Consider the following 21,856-nt stretch of genomic DNA (forward strand, 5'->3'; position numbering starts at 1 on the left):
ACCCTTCGATCTCTATCGCAATCAGTTCTGGAATCTCCGCCCACGCTCCGTAGAAACCAACTCTGCGAACCTACGCGGATCGAAAGCGTCCGCGGATAAATCCAGAGAGTGCTAAGAAACCAGTTGCCAGCAGGACCAGCGTCGAGGGCTCGGGAACAGTGGCGTTATCAGGAGTGACCGTCGCAGAGGTCGTGAAGTCTTCGCTCGCCGAGGTCAGGATCAACGTCCCACCTGAAGTCGAGGCGCTGAGAGGACAATCGTCCGCGGGAAAGTCCCCCAGGCAGTTCTCAAGGTTAAGGTTAAACGGATCCACCGGAAAGATGAGATGGCCGTTTGGGTCTCCGCCATCCGCTATGGAGACATTTGTCAGCGGTCCTCCCGAGTAATTGACATCGATGAAGTTGATGCCGCTGTTTGCGAGGAAGGTCCCGAGACCGCCGACGCTGATGGTCGTTACCAAGGTGGTCGTGGTTTCAGGATCGGTGAAGGTCGTGAGCGTGTACTCGCCAGGCGTGCCCGGCCCTAGAGGACCAGGACAAGTGTTCGCAGCGATACAGGACAACAGCTGCTGGCTTGAAAATGTTCCGGTGAAGGTTACATTCTGATCGGTGAAGGATTCATTGCCAATAGTGCCGCTTGCCTGTTGTGTAATGGATAGGCTGATGGTGTCAGCTCGGGCCACGGAAGCGCCGGCGAAGGAAATAAAAAGAGTGAGGGCTGGAAACACAAAGGCATGGAACGAACGACGCATAAGACCTCCGGGGATGCGTACTATTTTCGTAAGGAGCAGGCCGTAAGATAAGCTCTACTGCCATTTCCGGGGTCAGCTTACCGCATCCGGTGCGCATTGCGCCTGTGGCAGAAAGACCACAACCCATCGCATAAATGCCTCAAGTCCCCGACCTCCCCACCTACGCTGCCGCGTCCACCTGCCGTATCGCGATTCACTGCATCTTGCTGAGGGCTGCGAAGGTGATCTTGCCTGGTCTTAGAAACAGCATGATGAGCAGATAAGCAATCACCACCCATATGATCAGGACAAATCCATCGGACGTCGCCAGCGTATACGCCTGCGCCCGCACCTGCAGGCCCAGAGCAGTGCCTGCGCGTTGCAGAGCCTCTTGCTTACCAGTGGACTGCGGCAATGCTCCGCCTGCCAGCATCATCAATCGATGATTGGTAATCCAGCTGCCTTTTTGTACATAGAGCCCCAGCATATTGGAGTGAAACTGCTCCCGCACCGCAATGAAGTGCGTCAAAGCAGCCACGCCAACCTGGCCGCCAAACAGTCGCATCAGGTGCATGAATCCAGAAAACGTAGCCGCGTTGGCGGCGCTTGTCAGAGCCCCCGCTTCGAGCGCCTCCAGAACGATGCTGCTCACCAATCCGATGTAGGTGAATGCCAATCCGACAGAGAACAGAAGCTCAACCATTTCAAAGCTATTCCCTGCCCACGAAGTATCCACATGGGACCAACGCCAGCAGCATATCGCTCCCACGGTAAGCCCAAGCGCCAGGATCAGCCGCGAGTTCCCGTGAACGATGATTGCGGCCACCAGCCAAACCACCGCAAACATCGGCAGCGCCACCCAGGCAAGAGTGTGTCCAGTCTCGAGCGGCCGGTAGTGTTGAATGTTGCTGAGAAACCCTGGTACCAGCACAATCGCTGCCAGATGCATGAACTTGAACACGAAGATTGCCGTAGCCACAATGATGATGTTCCGCGTGTTCAGAAACTTGAGGTTCACCTCTGGGTTGGGCTGTACCATGCGTCTCACGACGGTCGCCCCAAGCAGAAAGAGACCCGAGACGAGCATCGCGACGATCGTGCCGGAGTTCAGCCAGTCCAGCCGCTGGCCTTGATCGAGCGCCCCATACAAAAGAGCAAGGCTTAAGCTGAAGTAAGTGAACCCGCGCCAACTCGGCTTCGGGTCTGTATTAATCCGGCGCGGAATTCCGAAATGGATACACACCATCATCAATGGGGTGAACAGAGCCGCAGTCCAGAAGATCCAGTGCCAGGAAAGATGATCGACGTACCACCCCTCCAGCAGTGTCGCAATGTTACTGACGAAGACAATGTCCGCTGCATACGCCGCGATCCCGAAGATGATCAGCCGCTTCGGCAGATTGGTCAACACGAAAGTCATCGTCAGTGAGTAGAAGGTTCCCGACGCAAGACCTGCGACGATCAACAGCGCCAACATTACCATGTAGTTCGGCGCAAACGGCAGCAGGAAAGTTGCGGCCGTGAAGACCCCGGCAGCCGGCAGCAGAATTCTACGCGGCCCCCAAAAGGCATTCAGGAAGACGACAAATACACCACTGAACATCGTCGCCATGTTGAACGCAGTCGGAAGCCAGGATGCATCATCGAAACTAATGCCAAGGGCGCCTCGCAGATCGGGCAGCCCGACGCTGAGTAATCGGCTGGTCAGCGTAGCGAGCCCCGCACCCAGAAACACCGCAAAAATCCCCACGTATGGGTTGGTAGTCGATGGCGGCTGAACAGGTTTTGCAGGAGAAGCGGGCGCAGGTTGACCTGCGGTCGCTGTGGTCGTCATTGAGGTTGTCTCCGTCACAGATCAGCTCCATTTTACGAACATTTATGATCCCAACGATCCTTAGTTCCAAAGTACCGTCGTTTCGCTCCCTGGATCGTTCATCTTCATCTCCAACCCGCCGAAAAATAAATCTCAAAAGTTGGCGCATTTTTCGAAGTCCGAAAACATGATGCTAAAACTCCACATGTACCACGCATCCCACCACGTCTTCACCACCGAAAAACCACACCCAAACACGCAATTTCCCCGCACCCCCCCTCAAAAACCCCAACAAATCCACACATTCTCGCCCATCCACCACGGCAGAAAAAAATATCCTCAACCCTCAAAAACTCCGCCAGCTTTTCTAAAAATTATTCCGGCCGATCCATCGAAAACGCCTTGCGAGCAGCTTCGAGAACCATCCCAATCTCCGCCTCCCCATGCGCGGTCGACACAAACGCAGCCTCAAACTGGCTGGGCGGCAACCACACCCCCGCATCCAGCATAGCCCGATGAAACCGCCCAAAAGCAGACGTATCCGACGTAGCCGCACTCGCAAAATCAGTCACAGGCTCATCCGTAAAAAACCACGTAAACATTGACCCAACACGATTCGTCGTCAACGAAATCCCCGCCTCCCGCGCCACCCCCGCCACCCCTTCCGCAATGCGTGCGGACGTACTTTCAAGACCGTTATAAATCTCTTCTTCATGCCGAAGAAGATGGCTCAAAGTCGCGATCCCCGCAGCCATCGCCAACGGATTCCCACTCAAAGTCCCCGCCTGGTAAACAGGCCCCAGCGGAGCCAGAAACTCCATCACATCCGCCCGCCCGCCAAAAGCCCCGCAAGGCAGGCCTCCGCCAATAATCTTGCCCAGCGTCGTGATATCCGGCGTCACTCCATAAACCTGCTGCGCGCCGCCAAGCGATAGACGAAACCCAGTCATCACTTCGTCAAGTATCAGCAAAGCCCCATACTTCGCCGTAATCTGCCGCAACCCCTGCAGGTACTCCACCGCAGGAGCAATAGTGCCCGCGTTGCCCACGACCGGCTCCACTATCACGCAGGCAATCTCCTCCGGCCGCGCTGCAAACGCCGCTCTCACCGCATCAAGATCGTTGTAAGGCAGCGCGAGCGTGTGCATCGCGGTCTCTGCCGGCACGCCCGCAGACCCAGGAATTCCCAGCGTGGCCACGCCGCTACCCGCCTTGACCAACATTGCGTCCGAGTGCCCGTGATAACACCCCTCAAACTTGATCACAAAGTTGCGACCAGTGAAGCCGCGCGCCAGCCGAACAGCCGACATACAGGCCTCTGTGCCAGAGCTGACAAAGCGCAGTTTTTCGACCGAAGGAAAGCACCGAGTCACCAGTTCCGCCAGATCTGCTTCTGCCGCAGTGGAGGCCCCAAAGCTCGCCCCCTGCGAAGCCGCCCTCTGAATCGCCTCGACGACCGGGGGAAAGGCATGCCCGAGGATCATCGGCCCCCAGGATCCGAAGAAGTCGAGGTATTTATTTCCATCCACATCAAACAGATACGCGCCCTCGGCATGGGCGACGAACGGTGGATCTCCCCCTACTGCGCGAAACGCCCGCACCGGCGAGTCGACGCCTCCAGGCAGGAATTTTTCAGCACGAAGCTGCAACTGACGGGAGCGAGTAAGGGGACGGGACATATCAACAGTATAAAGAGGCATATCATAGAGACATGACCGAGCCAGAGCGTGCAGAGATTGAGGGTCGGGCGTTGCTCCTTTACGATGGCGTCTGCGCCTTGTGCAACGGCGTGGTTCAGTTTTTGCTCAAACACGATCGGCAAGACCAGCTGCGCTACGCCCCCCTTCAGAGCACGCTTGGGCGTGAGATTCTTGGTCGCTTTGGGATTCGCACCTTCCCCGATGGAGTCGTGCTCCTGACAGACGCCCTGAAACCGCAGGAACGGCTCTACAACCGCTCCGACGCAGTCGCTAAAGCTCTGAAGCTGCTTCCGGCGCCCTGGAGACTTCTCGGACAGTTGCTGTCTCTGGTGCCGAAAACCCTCCGCGAATTCGGCTACGGGATCGTCGCTCGCCTCCGCTACCGCATCCTGGGCCGCTACGATACCTGTCCGCTACCACCTTTGGACCAGCGCCGAAAACTTTTGGGCGTGTACGAATAACGGCACTTTACGATACTTTGAAGATCGCCCTGCTAGACTAAACTTCTTCTTTTCAAGCACTACGATATGGAGCACGACCTTGCCGGATGAGACCTCCCCGCCGCCTGATTCAATTGCCACGCACCGTCCCACGTCCGAACAGGACAAATCCATCGGAGTTTCTCCGCTACAGTCCGCAAGTGCGGAGAGAAAGGCCACTGCCCTGAAGCGATCCTCTTCAGAAGAAAAGGCCAAGAGCACGGCGAAGAAGAGCATCAGCTATGCGGATGCCGGCGTCGACATCACCTCGGGTGACCGCAGCAAACAACGCATCAAGATGCTCGCGCGGAAGACCTTCAACAAACAGGTGTTGAGCGAGATCGGCGGCTTCGGCGGCCTGTTTGCTCTGGATCTCGAAAAGTTTCCCAACCCCGTCCTGGTCTCGAGCGCGGACGGCGTGGGCACAAAGCTGAAGGTCGCGTTCGACCTCGGCATTCACCACACCGTTGGGCAGGACCTTGTGAATCACTGCGTCAATGACATTGCAGTGCAGGGTGCGACGCCGCTGTTCTTCCTCGATTACCTGGCCACCGGAAAGCTCGAAGACATGGTGATCGAGCGCGTGGTGCAGGGCATCAGCGAGGCCTGCAAAGCCAACGGTTGCGCGTTGATCGGCGGTGAGACCGCGCAGATGCCGGGTTTCTACGCGGACGGCGAATATGACCTTGCAGGCACAATCATCGGTGCAGTGAGTCGCGACAAGATCATCACCGGAGAGCAGATTCAGATCGGCGATGTTCTGGTCGGTCTGCCTTCGAACGGCCTCCATACGAACGGATACTCGCTCGCGCGGAAGCTCCTGTTTGAAGTCGCGAAGTATGGCCCGGAGCAGTACATCAACGAACTGAAAGATAAGACCGGTGCAGCATTAATGCGGACCCACCGCAGCTATCTGTCGGTGATCAAGAAGCTGACTGGAGCCGAGGTGGTAAGCGGCATGGCGCACATCACCGGAGGCGGGATTACAGAGAATCTGCCGCGCATTCTGCCGAAGGGCATGGGGGCGTTGGTCGACCGTGCATCGTGGACCGTTCCTCCTCTGTTTGAACACCTGCAACAGTTGGGCAATGTGGAGGAGGACGAGATGCTGCGGACCTTCAACATGGGCATCGGGCTGATCGCAGTAATTCCAGCCGAGAAGATCAAGAAGGCCAAGGCAATTCTGAATCGCGCGAACGAACGGCACTGTCTGATTGGCCGAATCGTGCGCGGCGAACGCAAGGTCAGCTACAACTAGAGCACTAGGAGCGTCGTCTTACCGGCACGCTGGTCACTGCATCTTCGCGCGTGGTCAGCGGGTTTTTGCGTAAGGCTGATCATCCCTGCGGCTTCAAGCCGTGGCGTAGTTTGACGGCCGAAGCGGACGGCTGCGACGGAAGAAGAAGTAGATGATGACGCTGACGATCGCGGCGTACGCGCACCAGACGGAAGTGAACGCATATCGTTTGACCACCATAACCACGAGCAGGCCCACAAGATTCAGCCACGCCAGCGTAATCAGATCGGTATAGCCAGAAAAGAAGAGCGAACCACAGGTCGCGATAACGTAAAGGATCGCGATGAGCGTCGTCGTTGTGATCGTATTAACGTAGACGATGCTGTTGTCATGAACTGAGACCTGCAGCGGATAAGCAATGAGCCCCCACAGCATGTAGAGCGTGAGTGCGCAGCCCAGGATAGCGAACGGCAGCATCTGGCGGCGCTGCTTTCGAGTAGGTTCGAGCAGCAGCACGCTAAGTGGAAGCAAGAACGGCAGCAGTCCCTGTGCGTAGAGAACGTAGGCTGCCCCAGCGTTATGGGCAACTGCGGGCGAAAGAATCCCATCGAGACCTAACCAGACAAAGCCTTCGACAAACTGATGGAATGCAAAGAGGCAAGGCATCGCGGCGAAGAGTAGTTCGCGGCGGTGTTTAACCTCAGTGAGAGTGACTACGCCAATTGCGCCCAGAACGGCGCTGCCGACGAAGTTCGCGGTTGCAGAGAAGCACATGGAGCCCTCACGGTTCAGGCCATCATACTTCAGAGCCCGCCGCAAACCCTCGCATGTTTTCTAGAGATGAATTGAGTCGAACAATATGCCCGACGAAGACATAGAACGCGGCCTCGCCTAAAATCGAAGCAAAGGATCCTTCATGCACCGACTTGGCATTCTTCTCTCCGGCAGAGGCTCGAACTTTCTTGCCATCGCGAAGGCTATTCACGAACGTCGTTTGCTCGGCGCAGAGATTGCAGTCGTGTTGTCGAACGTAGAAGATGCTCCCGGCCTAGCGGCGGCACGCGAACTAAATCTACCCGCCTTTGCGATCCCTTCGGCTGGTCACAAACGCGCTGAGCATGACGCGGAGATGATCGCGCGTCTTCATCAACACAAGGTCGATCTGGTCTGCCTGGCGGGCTATATGCGTATCATCTCCCCTGTGTTTGTGCAGGCGTTTCCGAACCGCATCCTCAACGTACACCCCTCGCTGCTGCCGGCCTTTCCAGGGCTCGACGCACAGGGGCAGGCGCTGAAGTATGGAGCCAGGGTAGCTGGTTGCACGGTGCACTTTGTCGATGAGGCGGTAGATCACGGAGTCATCATTCTGCAGAAGACCGTGCCCGTTCATGACGACGACACTGAGGCAACTCTCTCCGCTCGCATCCTCGAGCAGGAGCACCGCGCCTATCCGGAGGCGATCTCCACGGTGCTGAGTGGAGAGTATGTGATTGAAGATCGCCGCTATGTCCGGCGCAAATCCTGACGAAGTTAGAACCGCCGCATCGTCTCAGGCATAAGGCCCATCAACGCGCCCAGCATAAATAGCAAAAGCGTATAGCGAATCATCGTCGCGCTGCTCGGGCTCTCAGGAGCCGTGCCCGTGAAGAGCCGCCAAGCCATACCCGCAGCGATAAACAGAAAGACTCCTTCATGCAGAGAGGCAAAGAAGAGAATCGCGGCGGCCAAAATCAGGCCACGCTGCATACGATTGAGCGCATGCGTTGCCTGCGCGCCGTCGAGACCCAGCACCGGCACGAGATTGATAAGGTTCAGCCACGCACCTGCATGGGCCAGCGCAGACCAAAACTCGACCTTCGTATAAAAGTAGATACCCGCGCACGCTGCGGCCGCCAGCAGCCCAGCGAATGGCCCTGCGAGCGCGATGCTCGACAGCGTGTCGAGCGAGATCCCCATGCTGTACCACCGCACGTACGCCCCGAGTCCAGGCAGGAAGACAGGCAGATCCGCCTTCAACCCACGCCGCCGCGCCGCGATGTAGTGGCCGAATTCGTGGATCAAGATGGACACAGCGAAACCCAGCCCGAACTTCCATCCAAACAGCGCCCAGTACACCCCGAAGAAGGCGAAGAAGCTCAGAAGAAATTTGAACTTGAGCAGGGCGAACAAAAACGTCTTTGCCTTCAGTAGAAAGAACGCAACCGGAGCCAGCGGCCCCAGCCTCTTTTTCCACGTCGCAGTACGTTGCTCACCCGCCTGAATGCGCTCATCGATCGTCGCTAGGTGCGCTGCCACCTTCTGACTCTGCTCCCCCGCCGGCAGCCATTGGAGCATATGCTGCCATGTCTCGCGCGCCTGCGGCCATGCCCGCTCCTGCTCCTGCGACATCGCCAGCTGCCCAAGCCCCCTCAAATAGTCCGCGTAGACGATCGTGTGACACTCCGGGCAGGCGAGGGTCATCGGCGGAAGCCACAAACTGCACTCGGGACAGTTATGAATCGGGTCAGGGGTACCAGCCGAAGGGCTGGTTTCAATCACTGCAGGATCAGTCATAGAAGCATCTATCATTTTATCCGTTCAACGACGCCCGCGTCGGAGCACTACGTCTCGCGACCAGCCTGTCCCTGCTGCTCCGTCGCGTCGTTCAGCTTCACTTTGACGTCGAGCCGCTTATGCCCGCGGAAGACCGTGAGGGTCACCTCATCTCCTGCCTTATGCGAGTTCATCGCCGCCGATAGATCCTGTGCATTCGTGATCTCCTGGCCGTCGATTGCGACGATCAGATCGCCGCCCAGCATCACCGGCATATTGCCCTGGTAGGCTCGTTGAGTTCCTCCATGCAGGCCGGCCTTCTCCGCAGCACCACCCGGGAGGACGCGTTCGATCAGCAGACCGTAGTCAGCGGCTAAACCGATCTGTGCTGCTACCTCCGGCCCAACCTCGAGAGTGGCTATATCGAGCGTGGGACGACGTACGCGCCCATACTTTGCAAAGTCTGCAATAACCGCCTTCGCCGTATTCACAGGAATAGCAAACCCAATTCCCGACGACTGGTCCGCGCCGTTGTTTGCAATCAGCGTCGTGATTCCTATTACTTCACCGCGAGAGTTCAACAGCGGGCCACCCGAGTTTCCAGGATTCACCGCAGCATCGGTCTGGATCGCGTCTTCGATAGGGTTGTTGTTCGGGCCACGAATCGACCGGATCGCCGAGATGATTCCACGCGTCATCGTCCCGGACAAGCCAAACGGATTGCCGATCGCATAGACCCGCTGGCCAACGGTCAGGCTCTGGGACTCAGCCAGAGTCGCCGGCTGCAGGTTCGGTGCATTGTTGATCAGCAGCAACGCAAGATCGTGCCCTTTGTCGACGCCAACTACCGTCGCCTTGTACTTGTGCTTATCCGAGAGCGTCACCTCGACCCGCTGCGCGTTGTCGATCACGTGGTTGTTGGTGAGGATGTGTCCTTGCTTGTCCAGAATGAAACCGGAACCCTGCCCCTGCTGCGGAACAGGCCCGTAAAAGAAATCGAATGCCACCGCTGTCGAGGTAATGTTTACTACCGACGGAAGGGCCTTCTTATAAACGGCAATATTCTGCTGCTCCTCGGTGTCGTACGCAGGCGCCGCATCAGCCTCGGTCAGTTCAAAGTTCCCCATCGGCCCGGTCACGGCCGCAGCTCTTGTCGCACTGACTGGAGCAGATGGCACAGCACGATGCAGCCACGGGGAGACCGCTCCGGTCGACCAGACATGGGTCGTCAGATAATAAAAGCCGCAAAGAAGAAGGACCACAAGCAGAACGGGACGCAATTTCATCGTGAGCACGACCTGAACTTTCAAATAGCCGTCGCAAAAAACCGGCCAATTCAATTGTATCGAGCCGCGCGCTCTGCTGCTCAGTCGCAGGCGGTACGCCGTCGATCCCGTCAACAGTGACCACCAGGCAAAGCCGAAGGGTACTGCAGCGGGATCAGGTTCGTCCCGCTTTTTCGGAGGATCAGAGCCTTGCAGATTGTTGCGCTTCCAGCACATCTTCCCGGGGAGGGACTAAGCCTGCACGTTACCTACACCATTCGCTGCAGCCGATTGAGAGCGGACGGCTTGATACGGGGAGCGTGGAGAAAATTCTCGCGTTCGGGCTGCCGTTTGGCCGGCGCCTCCCACGTCTCCTCCTTGACCCGCACCGGACCAGCCCAGGACTCCGCATCGAGGTCTGCGCTGGCAACGTTGGCGCGTCCCACCAGAGAGCGATCGGTGCGATCGAGCCGATCCGTACGCTCATTTTTCTCTCCGCGCTCGGAGCGTTCGGCACGGTTGATCACCTTAACCTCTTCGCCCTTTGCGACAAGATCGAGACCCTCTAAAGCCGACTCGCCGTCCTGTTCGTTGCTATGAACGGTCGCCATTAGCGAAGCCATGAAGTTCGCCATCATGCGCTGGGCACACTTCTGTCCGCACAGATGCTTGGCACCCTTGCGAGAGTTCTGCGGCGACTCCCAACCGCGAAGCTTCAGCTCTCCGCCAGTTTCATAGGCGACGAACCAGTAGTTACTCGTCTGCTTCTCTGCTGCACAGATATCGCAATTGATCGCTTGCCGGATCATCTGCCCGTCTCCTTGTCCTTCGATAAAGTGTGCCTGTCTGACACAGTCCCTTCATCGGCAGAAGACTGAAATGCATCATCCCGGGACATTCAATTTGTTCAGGAGTCTCAACCCGGCATGTTCCACGACAGGCGTTCGTCTATGCCGCAGCCTCGAGGATCGGCCAAAGCTGATCGACCTGCCACTCTAACTCCGTCAAAGCGCCGCCGTTGGTCAACACATAGTCGGATAAGGCGCTCTTCTGCTCGTCGGAGATCTGCTGCGCCAGCCTGCGGCGTGCCTCATCCTCGAACTCAGCACGCTGCTCTTCGCTGATGGCCTTGCCGCCCGAGGAGCGGGCGACAAATCGTGCGATCTTCACCTCTTCGGGAGCCGTCACCAGAATGATCCTGTCGAAACGTCTCTGCCATCCTGCGCCATCTACACTCCCGTAGTTCGTCTCGAAGATCAGTGCCGACTCCACAATCACAACAGCGTGCGGTTCCCGCTGAAAGATCTCCTCAGTCAACACCATCTGGCGCTCGATCACCAGCGGATGCGCGATTGCGTTCAACTCCTCGACACGCCCCTCTGCGAAAGCGATGCGTGCCAGTGCAGCGCGATCAAGCGTCCCATCGGGCCGAACCACGCCGAGGCCAAAGTGCGCGACCATCCCGTCGTAGATCGGTTGCCCCGGCTCCATCAGCTCGCGCCCAATCGCATCCGACTGCAACACACGCGCCCCAAGCGCGGCGAACAATCTCGCCGCGGTAGACTTCCCGCTTCCCAGCCCGCCGGTAAGGCCAACGCGCAACATGCAGGCTACTTGTTCCCCAGCGAAATCCCGCGCCGCAGCTTCGCCGCCGTTACCGTGTTCTGCATCAGCATCGCAATGGTCAATGCGCCAACGCCACCCGGAACAGGCGTATACGCTCCCGCCAACGCGAATGCTGCCGGATGAATGTCGCCGACAACAACCGATCCGCGCTTGGCAAAGGTCGCTGCCCGATCCTCATCGCCGGGGAAGAACTCATCGACCTCATCGGCGTCGGTGATGCGATTGATCCCGACATCGATCAGCGTCGCTCCCGGTTTCACCATCTCCGCAGTCACAAATCCCGGCCTGCCCATCGCCGCCACCAGAAGATCGGCCTTACGAGTGATGCTGCCAAGATCAACAGTCTTGCTGTGGCACACCGTCACCGTGGCAGAGGCGTTCAGCAACATCATCGCCGCAGGCTTGCCCACAATATCCGAGCGCCCCACGATGACCGCATTCTGGCCGGCAACCGGCAAGTCGCTCCGTCCCAGAATCTCCATAATCCCTGCCGGCGTACAGGGAGCCAACGCCGGCTGACCACTCTGCAGGCGGCCCACATTCATGGGATGAAATCCGTCCACATCCTTGTCCGGCGACACGGCCTCCAGCAGCCTCTTGGTGTTTACATACTTTGGAAGAGGAAGTTGAATCAGAATGCCATCAATATCCTCGCGAGCGTTCAACGCCGCAACCAGCGCCAACATCTCATCGGTCGTAATGCTCTCCGGCGGCGTTAGCATCTCGCTGAAGATTCCCAACTCACCGCAGGTCTTCACCTTGCTGCGAACGTAAATCTGCGACGCGGGCACCTCTCCGACCAGAATTACCGCCAGGCCGGGAGTAATCCCACGGGCCGCGAGCGCTTGAACCTCGACTGCGACCTCGGCCTTGATCTGCCCCGCAATCGCAATGCCATCTAAGATTCTGGGAGTTCTTTTCATCTCACTCATATCTGTTCCATGGTATCGCGCTCTTCGGATCTTCTGCCGGTAAGATAGGGATATGAGCGCCGAATCCCTACCGGCCACAGATCTTCGATGGGTCGTCTGTCCGGTCTGCCATCAGCGGCTCGAAAGCGTCGGCGATATCATCTCTTGCCAGGGCTGCCGACGACGCTATCCTATTCTCGATGGAATTCCCGTACTGCTTGCGGACCGCGTACTCTGATTGAGCTCCTTTAAGGAAACTTTCCAGGCCATCTCTTCGTAACGTTCTCGGGCTACGCAATCTGTCGGGCCAAGGAATGAGTCTCTACGCGACCTCGGTGGACTCAGGACGTCTAACACCAAGGGCAGGCCGAGGGAGGACACACGCCTCTCAGGAGTAGTGCAGATGACAAAGGCAAAGGGTGTCCATGTCGAAAAGTTTGCCGAGGCCGATCTCTCGGGTCTGCGAGAGGATCTGATGAAGTCGGGCCTCGACTCCTGGCAGGCAGCCGATCTCATTAGCAGTTTTCTCGTCACGCGCGGCTACGGCGTCTCGACGCAGGACGCACGCAAAGCGGCGTTCCGCATGGAATCCATCAGCTGCTCGCTGCCCTGCCTGCAGGAGGAGTTGGAAAAGATCGCGCAATTGATGTGAAATCTCCCCTTGGCACCATCGCTAAGCCGAAAAAAATCTGTCGCACGTCAACGTCGTCGACTACGCTATCGCCATGCCTGCCACCTTCCGCCTTGTCCTTCTCCCACTGACGCTCGCTTTCCTTGGAGCCGCATCGGCATGTAGCGAAGAACAAGCCGCGGAGCAACCTGACCATCCACAGCTCGTAAAGACGACTCTCGCCGACGGTATCGATCGAATCGCCGGAAAAGAACCAACGTCGCAGATCCAGTACGTTCGCCTTACCCTGCCAGGGACCCTTCGTCTCTCCACAGCTGTGGACTCTTCCGCGCCGTCCCCCTCGCCCACACTGATCGCCCAGTGCACCCTGCGCCCCAACGGAAAATCTTATTTCGAGCTCTTCGCAAACTTCGGACGCGCCACCGACCTGGCGTTCTATCCTCCTTGGACGAGGACCCCACAAGGCGACCTCTTCCCTCCGCCCACTGAAAAAGTCATCATGACGATGGACTTCCTCGGCTACACCCACGTAAAACCTATCCGCCGCCAATGGGAGATTCCCGTCCAGACACCGGGCCAGTATCGTTACAACCCACCCGGCTCCGGCTCTTCGAATCTGGAAGAGATCGCCTACTATCTCCGCTATCTGCTTGCTCTTCCCACGCTCCGCCTCACGCTCGGCAACAACTCCGCCGACTTTCTCACCACTCCGCTGCTCAACGAGATCCGCAAAGAACCTCTCTGCCGAGCCGCCTCTCTTTAAAATTAAAACGGAGAGAGTCTATGAAAACCGTCAAACTTCTCTCCTGGCACGAAGACATCGCCGCGAAAGCTGCCTCGTTGAGACAGCGCGGTCTCAAGATCGACGCGTCTCCTCTGATCAAAACGTCGGGGCTCATCGGCGAGCTGGCCCAGCTCAACCCCGCCGTGCTCGTCCTCGACCTGGACAAACTACCGTCGAACTCGCGCGAAATCGCTGAACTCCTGCGCTCCAGCAAGTCCGCGCACCACATACCGATTCTCTTCGCCGGCGGCCAGCCCGAAAAAACGGTACGCCTCCGCAGCGAAAATCCCAACGCCAGCTACGCCACCTGGACCGAAGCACCACGCGCCCTCACCAAGCTTCTCCAACATCCGCCTTCGACTCCCACCGCCGCACCACCGCGCAACTTCTCGTCAACGCCCCTGCTGAAAAAGCTCGGTATCAACCCGAACATGGAGATAGCTCTCATCGCTCCGCCTGACGCATTTGAAGAACTCCTCGGCGATCTCCCCGAGAACACCATCTTTACCTCACGCATCCAGCCGACCACCAGCCTCGCGCTCTGCTTCATCCGCTCGCTTGCGGACCTAGCCGCCACCCTCGACCTGCTGACACTTCGTCTTCCCAGACAAGTCTCCGTCTGGATCGTTCATCCCAAGCAAACCGCAAGACATCCCGTCGACTTCAACCAGAACCACGTTCGCGATCGGTCCCTCGCCGCAGGTTTGGTCGACTACAAAGTCTGCTCCATCGATAACGTCTGGTCCGCGCTCAAATTTTCATGGCGCAAGCGTTAGTTTGCCTATGACGAAATATCAATCGTCAGGTCAGGCACTCTCCAGGGCGAGAAGATAACCACGCCACCCATCGCCCTCCAACAAGGCATAATCAAAGGATGCCGTCCCTTTGGTCTCCAACCGACTGGCCCCAGCGACTCGCCGAACTACAGGCCCCCACCGGCGAGCTGAAAGAAGCTCCTCTGCGCCGCGACGTCCGCTCGCTCGGCATGTTGCTCGGCGAAGTCTTACGTGAACAGGCCGGCGAGCCGATCTACGAAGCCGTCGAAGCTCTTCGCCGCATCGCCATCGCCCGCCGCGAAGCCGAAGCGCCACAGATCGGAGCTGCCGATCAGGAAACCGCCACCGCCCACCTCCAACAGGCTCTCGCCCGCGTCCACACCCTCGATCTGCCCGCGGCCTACCAGCTCACACGGGCCTTTGGCTTCTACTTCGAACTCATCAATCTCGCCGAAACCAACCATCGCAAGCGTCGCCGCCTCTCCCTCCAACTGAATCAGAACTCCAGCTCAGGTTCCATTCAACGCGGCGACCTGCGAGGAACACTCCGCCGTCTCCGCGAAGCCAATTTCACCGCCGAACAGGTTCACGCCTTGTTGGACCGCATCTGCGTCTCCCCCGTCTTCACCGCGCACCCAACCGAGGTCGCCCGCCGCAGCGTCATGTTCAAACGCCGCCGCATCTCCGATCTGCTCGAGCAACTCGACCGCATTCCCGTGTCCGAGCACGACCTCGAATCCCTCGAGCAAGACCTGCTGGCCGAGATCACCGCGCTCTGGCAGACTGACGACGTGCGCAGCGCCCGCCCCACCGTCCTCGACGAGATCCGCATGGCCCTCGACTACTACGAGTCAAGCCTCTTCGACACCCTCCCCGTCCTCTACTCCGAGATCGCCACCGCACTCGGCGCCGAGTATCCCAACAACAAAAGCTCCAGTTCGGTTACAAATAAATCTGAAGATTCACGACCCTCCCCGACTCCCTGCATCGCCGATCTTCCGCAGCTCATCAGCTTCGGTTCGTGGATCGGGGGCGACCGCGACGGCAATCCCTTCGTCACCCCGCAAGCCACTCGCGACGCCCTCGCGATGGCCCGCTCTCTCCTGTTCACGCACTACCGCCGCCGCCTGCAAAATATCTTCGAGCAGCTCGCCAGCTCCACCCAGCAGGTGCCCGTCTCCGCCGAACTGACCGCCTTGCTCGACCGCTACCTCAGCCAACTCCGCACCGCCGGCCAGAACGCTCTTGGCGAACGCTTCCCACACGAATCCATCCGACTGCTCATCGCCTGCATCATGATGCGCCTCGGAGCCACTCCCCAATCCGCCGTTCCGGTTCCAGCAAACCCCGCGCTCAAGCCCTACACCCGCGCCGCCGAGATCCTCTCCGATCTCACCACCCTCCGTGATTCGCTGATCAACAATAGCGGCCCGCGTCTCGCCGAGATGCTCATCGATCCTCTACTCATCGAAGTTCGCACCTACGGCCTGCACCTCCAGACGCTCGACATCCGCCAGCACGCCCGCGTCCATGCCGCCGCCGTCGCCGAGGTCTCCGCCTGGTGCCCTTCAAGCTCTCCCGACTCGCTCAATCTTCCCTCCGCCTTGAGCGAGCAAACCGCCGAGGTCCTCGACACCTTCCGCACCATCGCCGAGCTCAAACAAACCTACTCCCCCGAATCCATTCGACAGTACGTCATCAGTGGCGCCACCAGCGCGGAGGACGTACTCCAGGTCATCTGGCTCGCGCGCCTAGGCGGAGTCAGCGTCGAAGCCACGCCACCAGACGCAGACGGGAGAATCGACGATCCCGGCCTCCAGCCCGTCCCTCTCTTCGAATCCATTGAGGATCTCCAAAACGCCCCCGCCATCATGCGCAAGCTCTGGACCAGCGACATCTATAAGCCTCTGCTCGCAAGCTGGAACCGCCACCAGGAGGTCATGCTCGGCTACTCCGACTCGAACAAAGATGGCGGCATGATCACGAGCACCTGGGAGATATGGAAAGCCCACCGCGCGCTCCACGAAGTCGCCCGCGAATGCAACGTGGCCCTGCGCCTTTTTCATGGCCGTGGCGGCACTGTCGGACGCGGCGGCGGCCCCACACACCGCGCCATCTTCGCTCAACCCGTCGACAGCTTCACGGGCGAACTCCGCATCACCGAGCAAGGCGAAGTCCTCAACTGGAAGTACTCCGACGTGGTCCTTGCCGAGCGCAATCTCGAACTGATGATCGCCGCCAGCCTCGACGCCCTCGCCCGCCCCGACGCAGCGCTGCAACACGGAGCAGCGATCCCCCACCTCACAGGAGAGATCCTTCCCGCATGGGAGGCCGCGCTCGACCAGCTCTCCGCCACCTCGTATGAGTTCTACCGCAAACACATCGTCGACAACCCCGACACCTTCACCTACTTCGAGCAGGCCACGCCTGTCGCCGAGTTGGAGCACGCCCGCCTCGGCTCACGCCCCGCCAAACGCAGCGGCAAAAAATCCATGGCCGACCTTCGCGCCATCCCCTGGGTCTTCGGCTGGATGCAGTCGCGCCAACTCGTCCCCGCCTACTTCGGTGTCGGCCACGCGCTCCATCACTTCATCCAATCCAATCCCGAGGGTCCGGAGTCAGGCCTTTCGCAGCTTCAAACCATGGCCCGCGACTTCCCCCTCTTCCTCGACATCATCCGCAACGTCGAGATGGCCCTCGCCAAAGCCGACTTCGGCATAGCCCGCCTCTACGCCTCACTGGTCGAAGACGAAGCCCTACGCGACCGCGTCTTCGCGACCCTCGAAGAAGAGTTCAACCTCACGCACCGCATGATCTTGGAGATCACAAAACAAAAATCACTTCTCCAAACTAACCCAGTCCTCGAGCGCTCAATCCGCCTGCGCAACCCCTACGTCGATCCGATGTCCCTCATCCAGGTCGAGTTGATGCGCCGCAAACGCGCCGCTCAGGCAAAGGGACACCTCGACTCACCCGAACTCGACCGCGCCATCTCCGCCACCATCAACGGCATCAGCGCCGGGCTCCGCAACACCGGCTGATTTCATCAGGCCTCGGCCAAGCAATCAATACCCCTGATCCGCCCGAAACGCCGTCACCTTGTTCTTCACAAAAGTCACAGCCATTGGCTTGCCAAGATTCGCAAACACCACCATGCGATCTCCATAGGTGTTGCTCGTGCTCTTACTCACCTGACCCAGCGCAAGCTCAACCTGCCGCTCGTTCATTCCGAGAATCACCTGGTGCGCATCCACCGCCTTCCAGATCTCCGTTCCCCAATGCTTGTAAAGCTCATGCGGATCGTCATAGAAAAAAATCTCATCCGTATAGAACGTGTACTCGCCTGCCTTCTTATACCCCACCGGCACAGCGTATTCCTTCGTATCGCCTGCAACATCCGGCCGCGTAAACACCATCAGCACCTGCTTGTCGCCGCCCGGAATCCGAAACGTCGCAGCCTTCGGAGCCACCTGCTCGATCGCGTCCTTCACCACCAGCGGCTCAGCTCCCAGCAGCGTTCCAGCAGCCTTGCCATACTGCGCCGAGTGCCCAACGAGAGGATAGTACTCAAGCTGCCCGCCAGCCGAAACCCAAACCGTCGTTCCCGCGAGATCCTTGATGTCTTTCAGCGAATCAGGCCGCTTCTTCTTCAAAAAAACAAGATCATCCTCAGGAATCACCTCACGCGCCGGTGCCTTCACCGAAGTGTCCGGAGCATTCCGCTCCCGATAGATCAAGCCCACCCGAATCCCCACCGCCAACACTAGCACTACGGTTGCCCCAATCGCCGCCTTAGCCCCATTCTGCATCGACTCTCCTCAAGAACCCAATCACAGCACTCTAATCTACCGGCTCCGCGACACTCAACTCCAAATCCTTCCCCCTCAAAGCCTCCTCCGTCAAGGCATTCGCATTGCGCAGCTCAGGAAACAGCCCAGCCGCAGAAGCCGTCACCAGCATCGAGCCTATTCCACCAATCACCACCGCTCGCACCGCACCCCACCACTGCGCCGTCACTCCGCTTTCAAACTCGCCAAACTCGTTCGACGCCCCAATGAACAACCAGTTCACCGCACTCACCCGCCCACGCATCTCCGGCGGCGTCGCCAACTGCAGCACGCTCGATCGCACCACCACACTCACCATGTCGCTCGCGCCGACAATCACCAGCGCCGCCGCACTCAGGTAAATACTCTTCGACAATCCAAACACCACAGTCGCTGCACCGAAGATTCCAACGCACACCAGCATCGTCAACCCAGCTCTGCGCTTAATCGGCCGCACTACCATCAACAACGAAACCGCCAGCGCCCCCACCGAAGGCATCGCCCGCAACAATCCAAGCCCACGCGGCCCAGCGTGCAAAATATCAGTAGCAAAGATCGGCAACAGCGCCGTTGCACCACCCAGCAGCACAGCAAACAGATCCAGCGAGATCGACCCCAGCAACAGCTTCGCGCGCCACACATACTCAAGCCCAGCAAGCACCGTCTTCATGCTGAAGGCCTTTTTTTCGGTCGTCACCATCTTCGCCCGAATCATGCTCACCAGCACAACGAATCCCAGCAGCATCACCAGCGTGAAGCTATAGACCAGCGGCGCGCCATTACACACCGCCGCGACGCCGGCCAGCGGCAAGGTAAACAACAGCCCCCCCACCGCAGGCCCCGACATATTCGCAATCTGGTAGACCGTCGCTCCCCACGTCACCGCGTTCACAAAATCTTCCTTCGGCACCAGGCTCGGCAGCATTGCGCTCGCCGCCGGCCCGCTGAACGCCCTGCCCAACCCAATCCCCACCAGCACCGCATAGATCGGCCACACCCGCCCATGCTGCAACGCCGTCTCACTCAACGAAAGCCACAACAACACAGCCGTACAACAAGCCTGCAGTCCATAGCAGAGCAGAATGATCTTCCGCCGGTCATACCGATCCGCCGCATGCCCCGCAGCCAGCATCACAAACAATCCAGGCAGAAAAAGCGCCAGCCCCGTATATCCAAGATCCAACGCCGAATGCGTCAGCGCATACACCTGCCACGCCACAGCGACCGACTGCGCCTCCGCCCCCAGAATCACCATCAACCGCGCTGTCTGATATAGCCGAAAGTCCCGCGACTTAAACGCCGAGCGGTAATCTTTCTCTACCGTCGGCACCCCTCGTTCCGAACCATCCGCCATAGCCTATGTTTTCATACTTCGCCGCGAACGCGCCTCACCATCGCAGACTTATCGCCGCATCTTCAATACCCCAGTAACAATCAGTCAACAGTTCCCGAGGGCGGGTCGCCCCAATGCTCCGACCGCATCGCCGCAGAGCCATTCAAATCGATACGCTCATGCGCAGCTGGTCTAACCGCATTTACCATCTGTATCAGAATCTGGAAGGGCAAAATCAGAAAGCAGAACCAGCCCGCATGACCGAATCCGCGATCTGTCACAACAACGCCGATCGCCAGGAGAAACAACGCACCCGATACCAGACCCCAAACCGGGTTCTGGAGCCGTCGCCGCAATGGCTCTAGCTCAGCATCCGTCCAAGCACCTTTCTTCATAACGCCGCGCAGCTTTTGCACAACCAGGACAATGATCGCAAGTCCAACCAGATATGGTATGCCGAAAGTGAACAATCGAAACGCCCACTCCGGCAACGCTGTGACATGATTCGACAGCTTCGGGGACAGCAGAACCTCGAAGAACGCCGCGGCCGCCATGACCAGACTGCCAACCAGGGCCCACGCTGCCAACCGCCCCGGCGATGAACGCTCCGCGTTCTTCATGCGGAGAATCCTAACACCACCCCACCGGTGCAGTCCTGCCGGCCCAAGTATTATCGTCCCAGGTAAACCTTGTACTGCGACTCCACCACGCCAGTATTCCGCGCCAACTGCAGCTTCGACTGGTTGTACTGATACAGCGTATTCACCAGCGTGCTCTGCGCCTGCGCCAGCGTCGCCTGAGCCTGCACCACCGGCAGGTTGTCATCTACGCCAGCGGAGAAACGATCACTCGCATCCTGCAACTCCTGCGTCGCCAAATCCACGTTGCTCTTGGCCACTCTTACGAGTTCATTCGACGACTGAACATCCAGCATCGCCGAACGAATCTGCTGCTCGATCGTCACGCGCAACGACCCGATCTGCTGCTTTAGCCCGATCATCTGCGCGTCCGCTACCTCGCGCTCGCCACGAAGCTGCCCTTCCTCAAATACCGGCACGCTCACCTTACCGGTCGCCGTAAACACGCCGTGGTAGAGCGAACCGATCTCACCGAGCACTCCGTAGTATCCGTCGAACGACAACACCGGCAGCCGTTCAGCCCGCACAGCCTTCCGCGCCTTCACCGCAACCTCAAGCTGCGCCTGCAAACTCAGCAGATCTTTCCGGCGCTCGTAGGCCAGCTTCTTCGCATCCTCCAGCGGCAGCTGCGCGAACTCCCCGTAAGGAGCGGTATCGGTCAGCGTAATCTCCTGATCCGCCGGCAACCCAATCAGCCGGTTCAGTGCAATCTTGTCCTTCGCAAACGCATTTTCGTCATTGATCAGCGCCTGCTGCTGCGTCTGCAACTGAACCCGCGCACGCAACTCATCCAGATTGGTCCCAACGCCCGCCTCGTGAGAAGCCCTTGCCTGCTCGTACGCAACCTCATCCGCCTTCTCCAAAGCCTGCGCGTTCGCAATCTGCGAAGCATCCGCCAACGCCAGCAGATACTGCGTGCCCACGGAAAGGATCACACTATCCTCTTGGTTCAGCGTCGTAAAATTCGCCGCCTTGGAAGCCTGTTGCGCTGATCGATACAGATAATAAGCCGGCACATTGAAGAGCTGCTGATTCAGGCTCATCTGCGCCGAAGCCGTGTTCACCTTTACGATCGTACTGAAGGACGCCGGCGAAATTCCGAACTCCTCCAGTGAGGAACCCTTGAAGCCCTCCGCCGCAAGATTAATCTGCTGCGCCTCGATCGCCCCCTTGGCCGTCAAGCTAGGCAACAAACTATTCTCGGCCGTCAGCACCTCGCCCCGCACCATCCGTTCGTTCTGGACAGCCAACAGCATCTGCAGGTTGCGCTTCTCTCCGCGCGCAATCGCATCGTCGAGACTCAGCGGCATCGCCCCAGGCGTCCCCTGTTCAACCAGCACTCCGCCAGGAAACTTCACGATATTAGGCGTCGGAGCCGGAGGCAGATCCGCGCTCTGAGTCTGTGCGTCAACCAGTGGGCCGCACAGGATCAATGCCAGAGGCCAGGCCTTCACTCCTCTTAATCTTCTAGTTAGGGATTTCATGCTCTCTTATTAGAGTGCCACACTCCCCTGCCGATGCAGAAATTGAAGGAAAACCGTTCAACCCCCGCCGTCAGCTAAAATACAAAAGAT

21 protein-coding genes are annotated in these 21,856 nt (G+C 58.7%); 8 read left to right on the forward strand and 13 right to left on the reverse strand.

What is annotated here, in order from left to right:
* Positions 1 to 70: 70 nt before the first annotated feature.
* The 3 genes from RBB76_RS07815 to hemL form a co-directional block, all read right to left on the reverse strand.
* Complete coding sequence (locus tag RBB76_RS07815) at positions 71 to 751, reverse strand: PEP-CTERM sorting domain-containing protein (protein WP_429627982.1); 681 nt, start codon at positions 749 to 751, stop codon at positions 71 to 73.
* Between the two features lie 193 nt (positions 752 to 944).
* Complete coding sequence (locus RBB76_RS07820; protein WP_429627981.1) at positions 945 to 2,564, reverse strand: MFS transporter; 1,620 nt, start codon at positions 2,562 to 2,564, stop codon at positions 945 to 947.
* A gap of 353 nt (positions 2,565 to 2,917) precedes the next feature.
* Positions 2,918 to 4,222: a glutamate-1-semialdehyde 2,1-aminomutase gene (hemL, locus tag RBB76_RS07825; RefSeq protein WP_429627980.1), complete on the reverse strand. Its 1,305-nt coding sequence runs from the start codon at positions 4,220 to 4,222 to the stop codon at positions 2,918 to 2,920.
* 32 nt (positions 4,223 to 4,254) lie between these two features.
* Here hemL and RBB76_RS07830 point away from each other — a divergent pair, with 32 nt between their 5' ends.
* Both RBB76_RS07830 and purM read left to right on the forward strand, forming a co-directional pair.
* Entirely contained in the window at positions 4,255 to 4,704 is a 450-nt protein-coding gene (locus RBB76_RS07830) for a thiol-disulfide oxidoreductase DCC family protein (RefSeq protein ID WP_429627979.1), read from the forward strand.
* Between the two features lie 202 nt (positions 4,705 to 4,906).
* Positions 4,907 to 5,980: a phosphoribosylformylglycinamidine cyclo-ligase gene (gene purM / locus RBB76_RS07835; protein WP_429628891.1), complete on the forward strand. Its 1,074-nt coding sequence runs from the start codon at positions 4,907 to 4,909 to the stop codon at positions 5,978 to 5,980.
* A 93-nt stretch (positions 5,981 to 6,073) separates the two neighbouring features.
* Here purM and RBB76_RS07840 read toward each other — a convergent pair whose 3' ends face one another.
* The gene (locus RBB76_RS07840; RefSeq protein WP_429627978.1) at positions 6,074 to 6,733 is read right to left on the reverse strand and encodes a DUF6629 family protein; all 660 of its coding nucleotides are present in this window, start codon (positions 6,731 to 6,733) and stop codon (positions 6,074 to 6,076) included.
* Positions 6,734 to 6,875: 142 nt separating this feature from the next.
* Between RBB76_RS07840 and purN the strand changes: the two genes are divergently transcribed.
* Entirely contained in the window at positions 6,876 to 7,484 is a 609-nt protein-coding gene (gene purN / locus RBB76_RS07845) for a phosphoribosylglycinamide formyltransferase (protein ID WP_429627977.1), read from the forward strand.
* Positions 7,485 to 7,489: 5 nt separating this feature from the next.
* Here purN and RBB76_RS07850 read toward each other — a convergent pair whose 3' ends face one another.
* The 5 genes from RBB76_RS07850 to RBB76_RS07870 all read right to left on the reverse strand — a co-directional run bounded on the left by RBB76_RS07850 (position 7,490) and on the right by RBB76_RS07870 (position 12,314).
* Positions 7,490 to 8,512, reverse strand: a complete 1,023-nt coding sequence (locus tag RBB76_RS07850) for a site-2 protease family protein (protein WP_429627976.1) — start codon at positions 8,510 to 8,512, stop codon at positions 7,490 to 7,492.
* A gap of 47 nt (positions 8,513 to 8,559) precedes the next feature.
* Positions 8,560 to 9,777 carry a S1C family serine protease gene (locus RBB76_RS07855; protein ID WP_429627975.1) on the reverse strand — a complete coding sequence of 406 codons (1,218 nt, stop codon included), beginning with the start codon at positions 9,775 to 9,777 and terminating at the stop codon, positions 8,560 to 8,562.
* 248 nt (positions 9,778 to 10,025) lie between these two features.
* Entirely contained in the window at positions 10,026 to 10,565 is a 540-nt protein-coding gene (locus RBB76_RS07860; protein WP_429627974.1) for a hypothetical protein, read from the reverse strand.
* A 139-nt stretch (positions 10,566 to 10,704) separates the two neighbouring features.
* Positions 10,705 to 11,361 carry a dephospho-CoA kinase gene (gene coaE / locus RBB76_RS07865; RefSeq protein ID WP_429627973.1) on the reverse strand — a complete coding sequence of 219 codons (657 nt, stop codon included), beginning with the start codon at positions 11,359 to 11,361 and terminating at the stop codon, positions 10,705 to 10,707.
* A gap of 5 nt (positions 11,362 to 11,366) precedes the next feature.
* Complete coding sequence (locus tag RBB76_RS07870; RefSeq protein ID WP_429627972.1) at positions 11,367 to 12,314, reverse strand: bifunctional 5,10-methylenetetrahydrofolate dehydrogenase/5,10-methenyltetrahydrofolate cyclohydrolase; 948 nt, start codon at positions 12,312 to 12,314, stop codon at positions 11,367 to 11,369.
* Positions 12,315 to 12,366: 52 nt separating this feature from the next.
* Here RBB76_RS07870 and RBB76_RS07875 point away from each other — a divergent pair, with 52 nt between their 5' ends.
* From RBB76_RS07875 to ppc, 5 genes are all read left to right on the forward strand, one after another.
* Positions 12,367 to 12,531 carry a Trm112 family protein gene (locus tag RBB76_RS07875; protein WP_429627971.1) on the forward strand — a complete coding sequence of 55 codons (165 nt, stop codon included), beginning with the start codon at positions 12,367 to 12,369 and terminating at the stop codon, positions 12,529 to 12,531.
* Between the two features lie 165 nt (positions 12,532 to 12,696).
* Complete coding sequence (locus RBB76_RS07880) at positions 12,697 to 12,945, forward strand: hypothetical protein (protein ID WP_429627970.1); 249 nt, start codon at positions 12,697 to 12,699, stop codon at positions 12,943 to 12,945.
* Positions 12,946 to 13,018: 73 nt separating this feature from the next.
* Entirely contained in the window at positions 13,019 to 13,687 is a 669-nt protein-coding gene (locus RBB76_RS07885; RefSeq protein WP_429627969.1) for a hypothetical protein, read from the forward strand.
* A 20-nt stretch (positions 13,688 to 13,707) separates the two neighbouring features.
* Positions 13,708 to 14,484 (forward strand): hypothetical protein, encoded by a 777-nt coding sequence (locus RBB76_RS07890; RefSeq protein WP_429627968.1) that lies wholly within the window; start codon positions 13,708 to 13,710, stop codon positions 14,482 to 14,484.
* Between the two features lie 98 nt (positions 14,485 to 14,582).
* Positions 14,583 to 17,525, forward strand: coding sequence for a phosphoenolpyruvate carboxylase (gene ppc / locus RBB76_RS07895; protein WP_429627967.1), 2,943 nt, complete (start codon positions 14,583 to 14,585; stop codon positions 17,523 to 17,525).
* Between the two features lie 24 nt (positions 17,526 to 17,549).
* Here the strand turns inward: ppc and RBB76_RS07900 are convergent, their stop codons facing one another.
* From RBB76_RS07900 to RBB76_RS07915, 4 genes are all read right to left on the reverse strand, one after another.
* Positions 17,550 to 18,293, reverse strand: a complete 744-nt coding sequence (locus RBB76_RS07900) for a hypothetical protein (protein WP_429627966.1) — start codon at positions 18,291 to 18,293, stop codon at positions 17,550 to 17,552.
* Between the two features lie 31 nt (positions 18,294 to 18,324).
* A complete protein-coding gene (locus tag RBB76_RS07905; RefSeq protein ID WP_429627965.1) occupies positions 18,325 to 19,665 on the reverse strand; it encodes an MFS transporter in 1,341 nt (446 codons plus the stop codon).
* Between the two features lie 80 nt (positions 19,666 to 19,745).
* Positions 19,746 to 20,264 carry a hypothetical protein gene (locus RBB76_RS07910; protein ID WP_429627964.1) on the reverse strand — a complete coding sequence of 173 codons (519 nt, stop codon included), beginning with the start codon at positions 20,262 to 20,264 and terminating at the stop codon, positions 19,746 to 19,748.
* Positions 20,265 to 20,314: 50 nt separating this feature from the next.
* Entirely contained in the window at positions 20,315 to 21,736 is a 1,422-nt protein-coding gene (locus tag RBB76_RS07915) for a TolC family protein (RefSeq protein WP_429627963.1), read from the reverse strand.
* Positions 21,737 to 21,856: the final 120 nt, after the last annotated feature.

Origin of the sequence: Tunturiibacter psychrotolerans (assembly GCF_051013365.1) — a bacterium.
Lineage (GTDB): Bacteria > Acidobacteriota > Terriglobia > Terriglobales > Acidobacteriaceae > Edaphobacter > Edaphobacter psychrotolerans_A.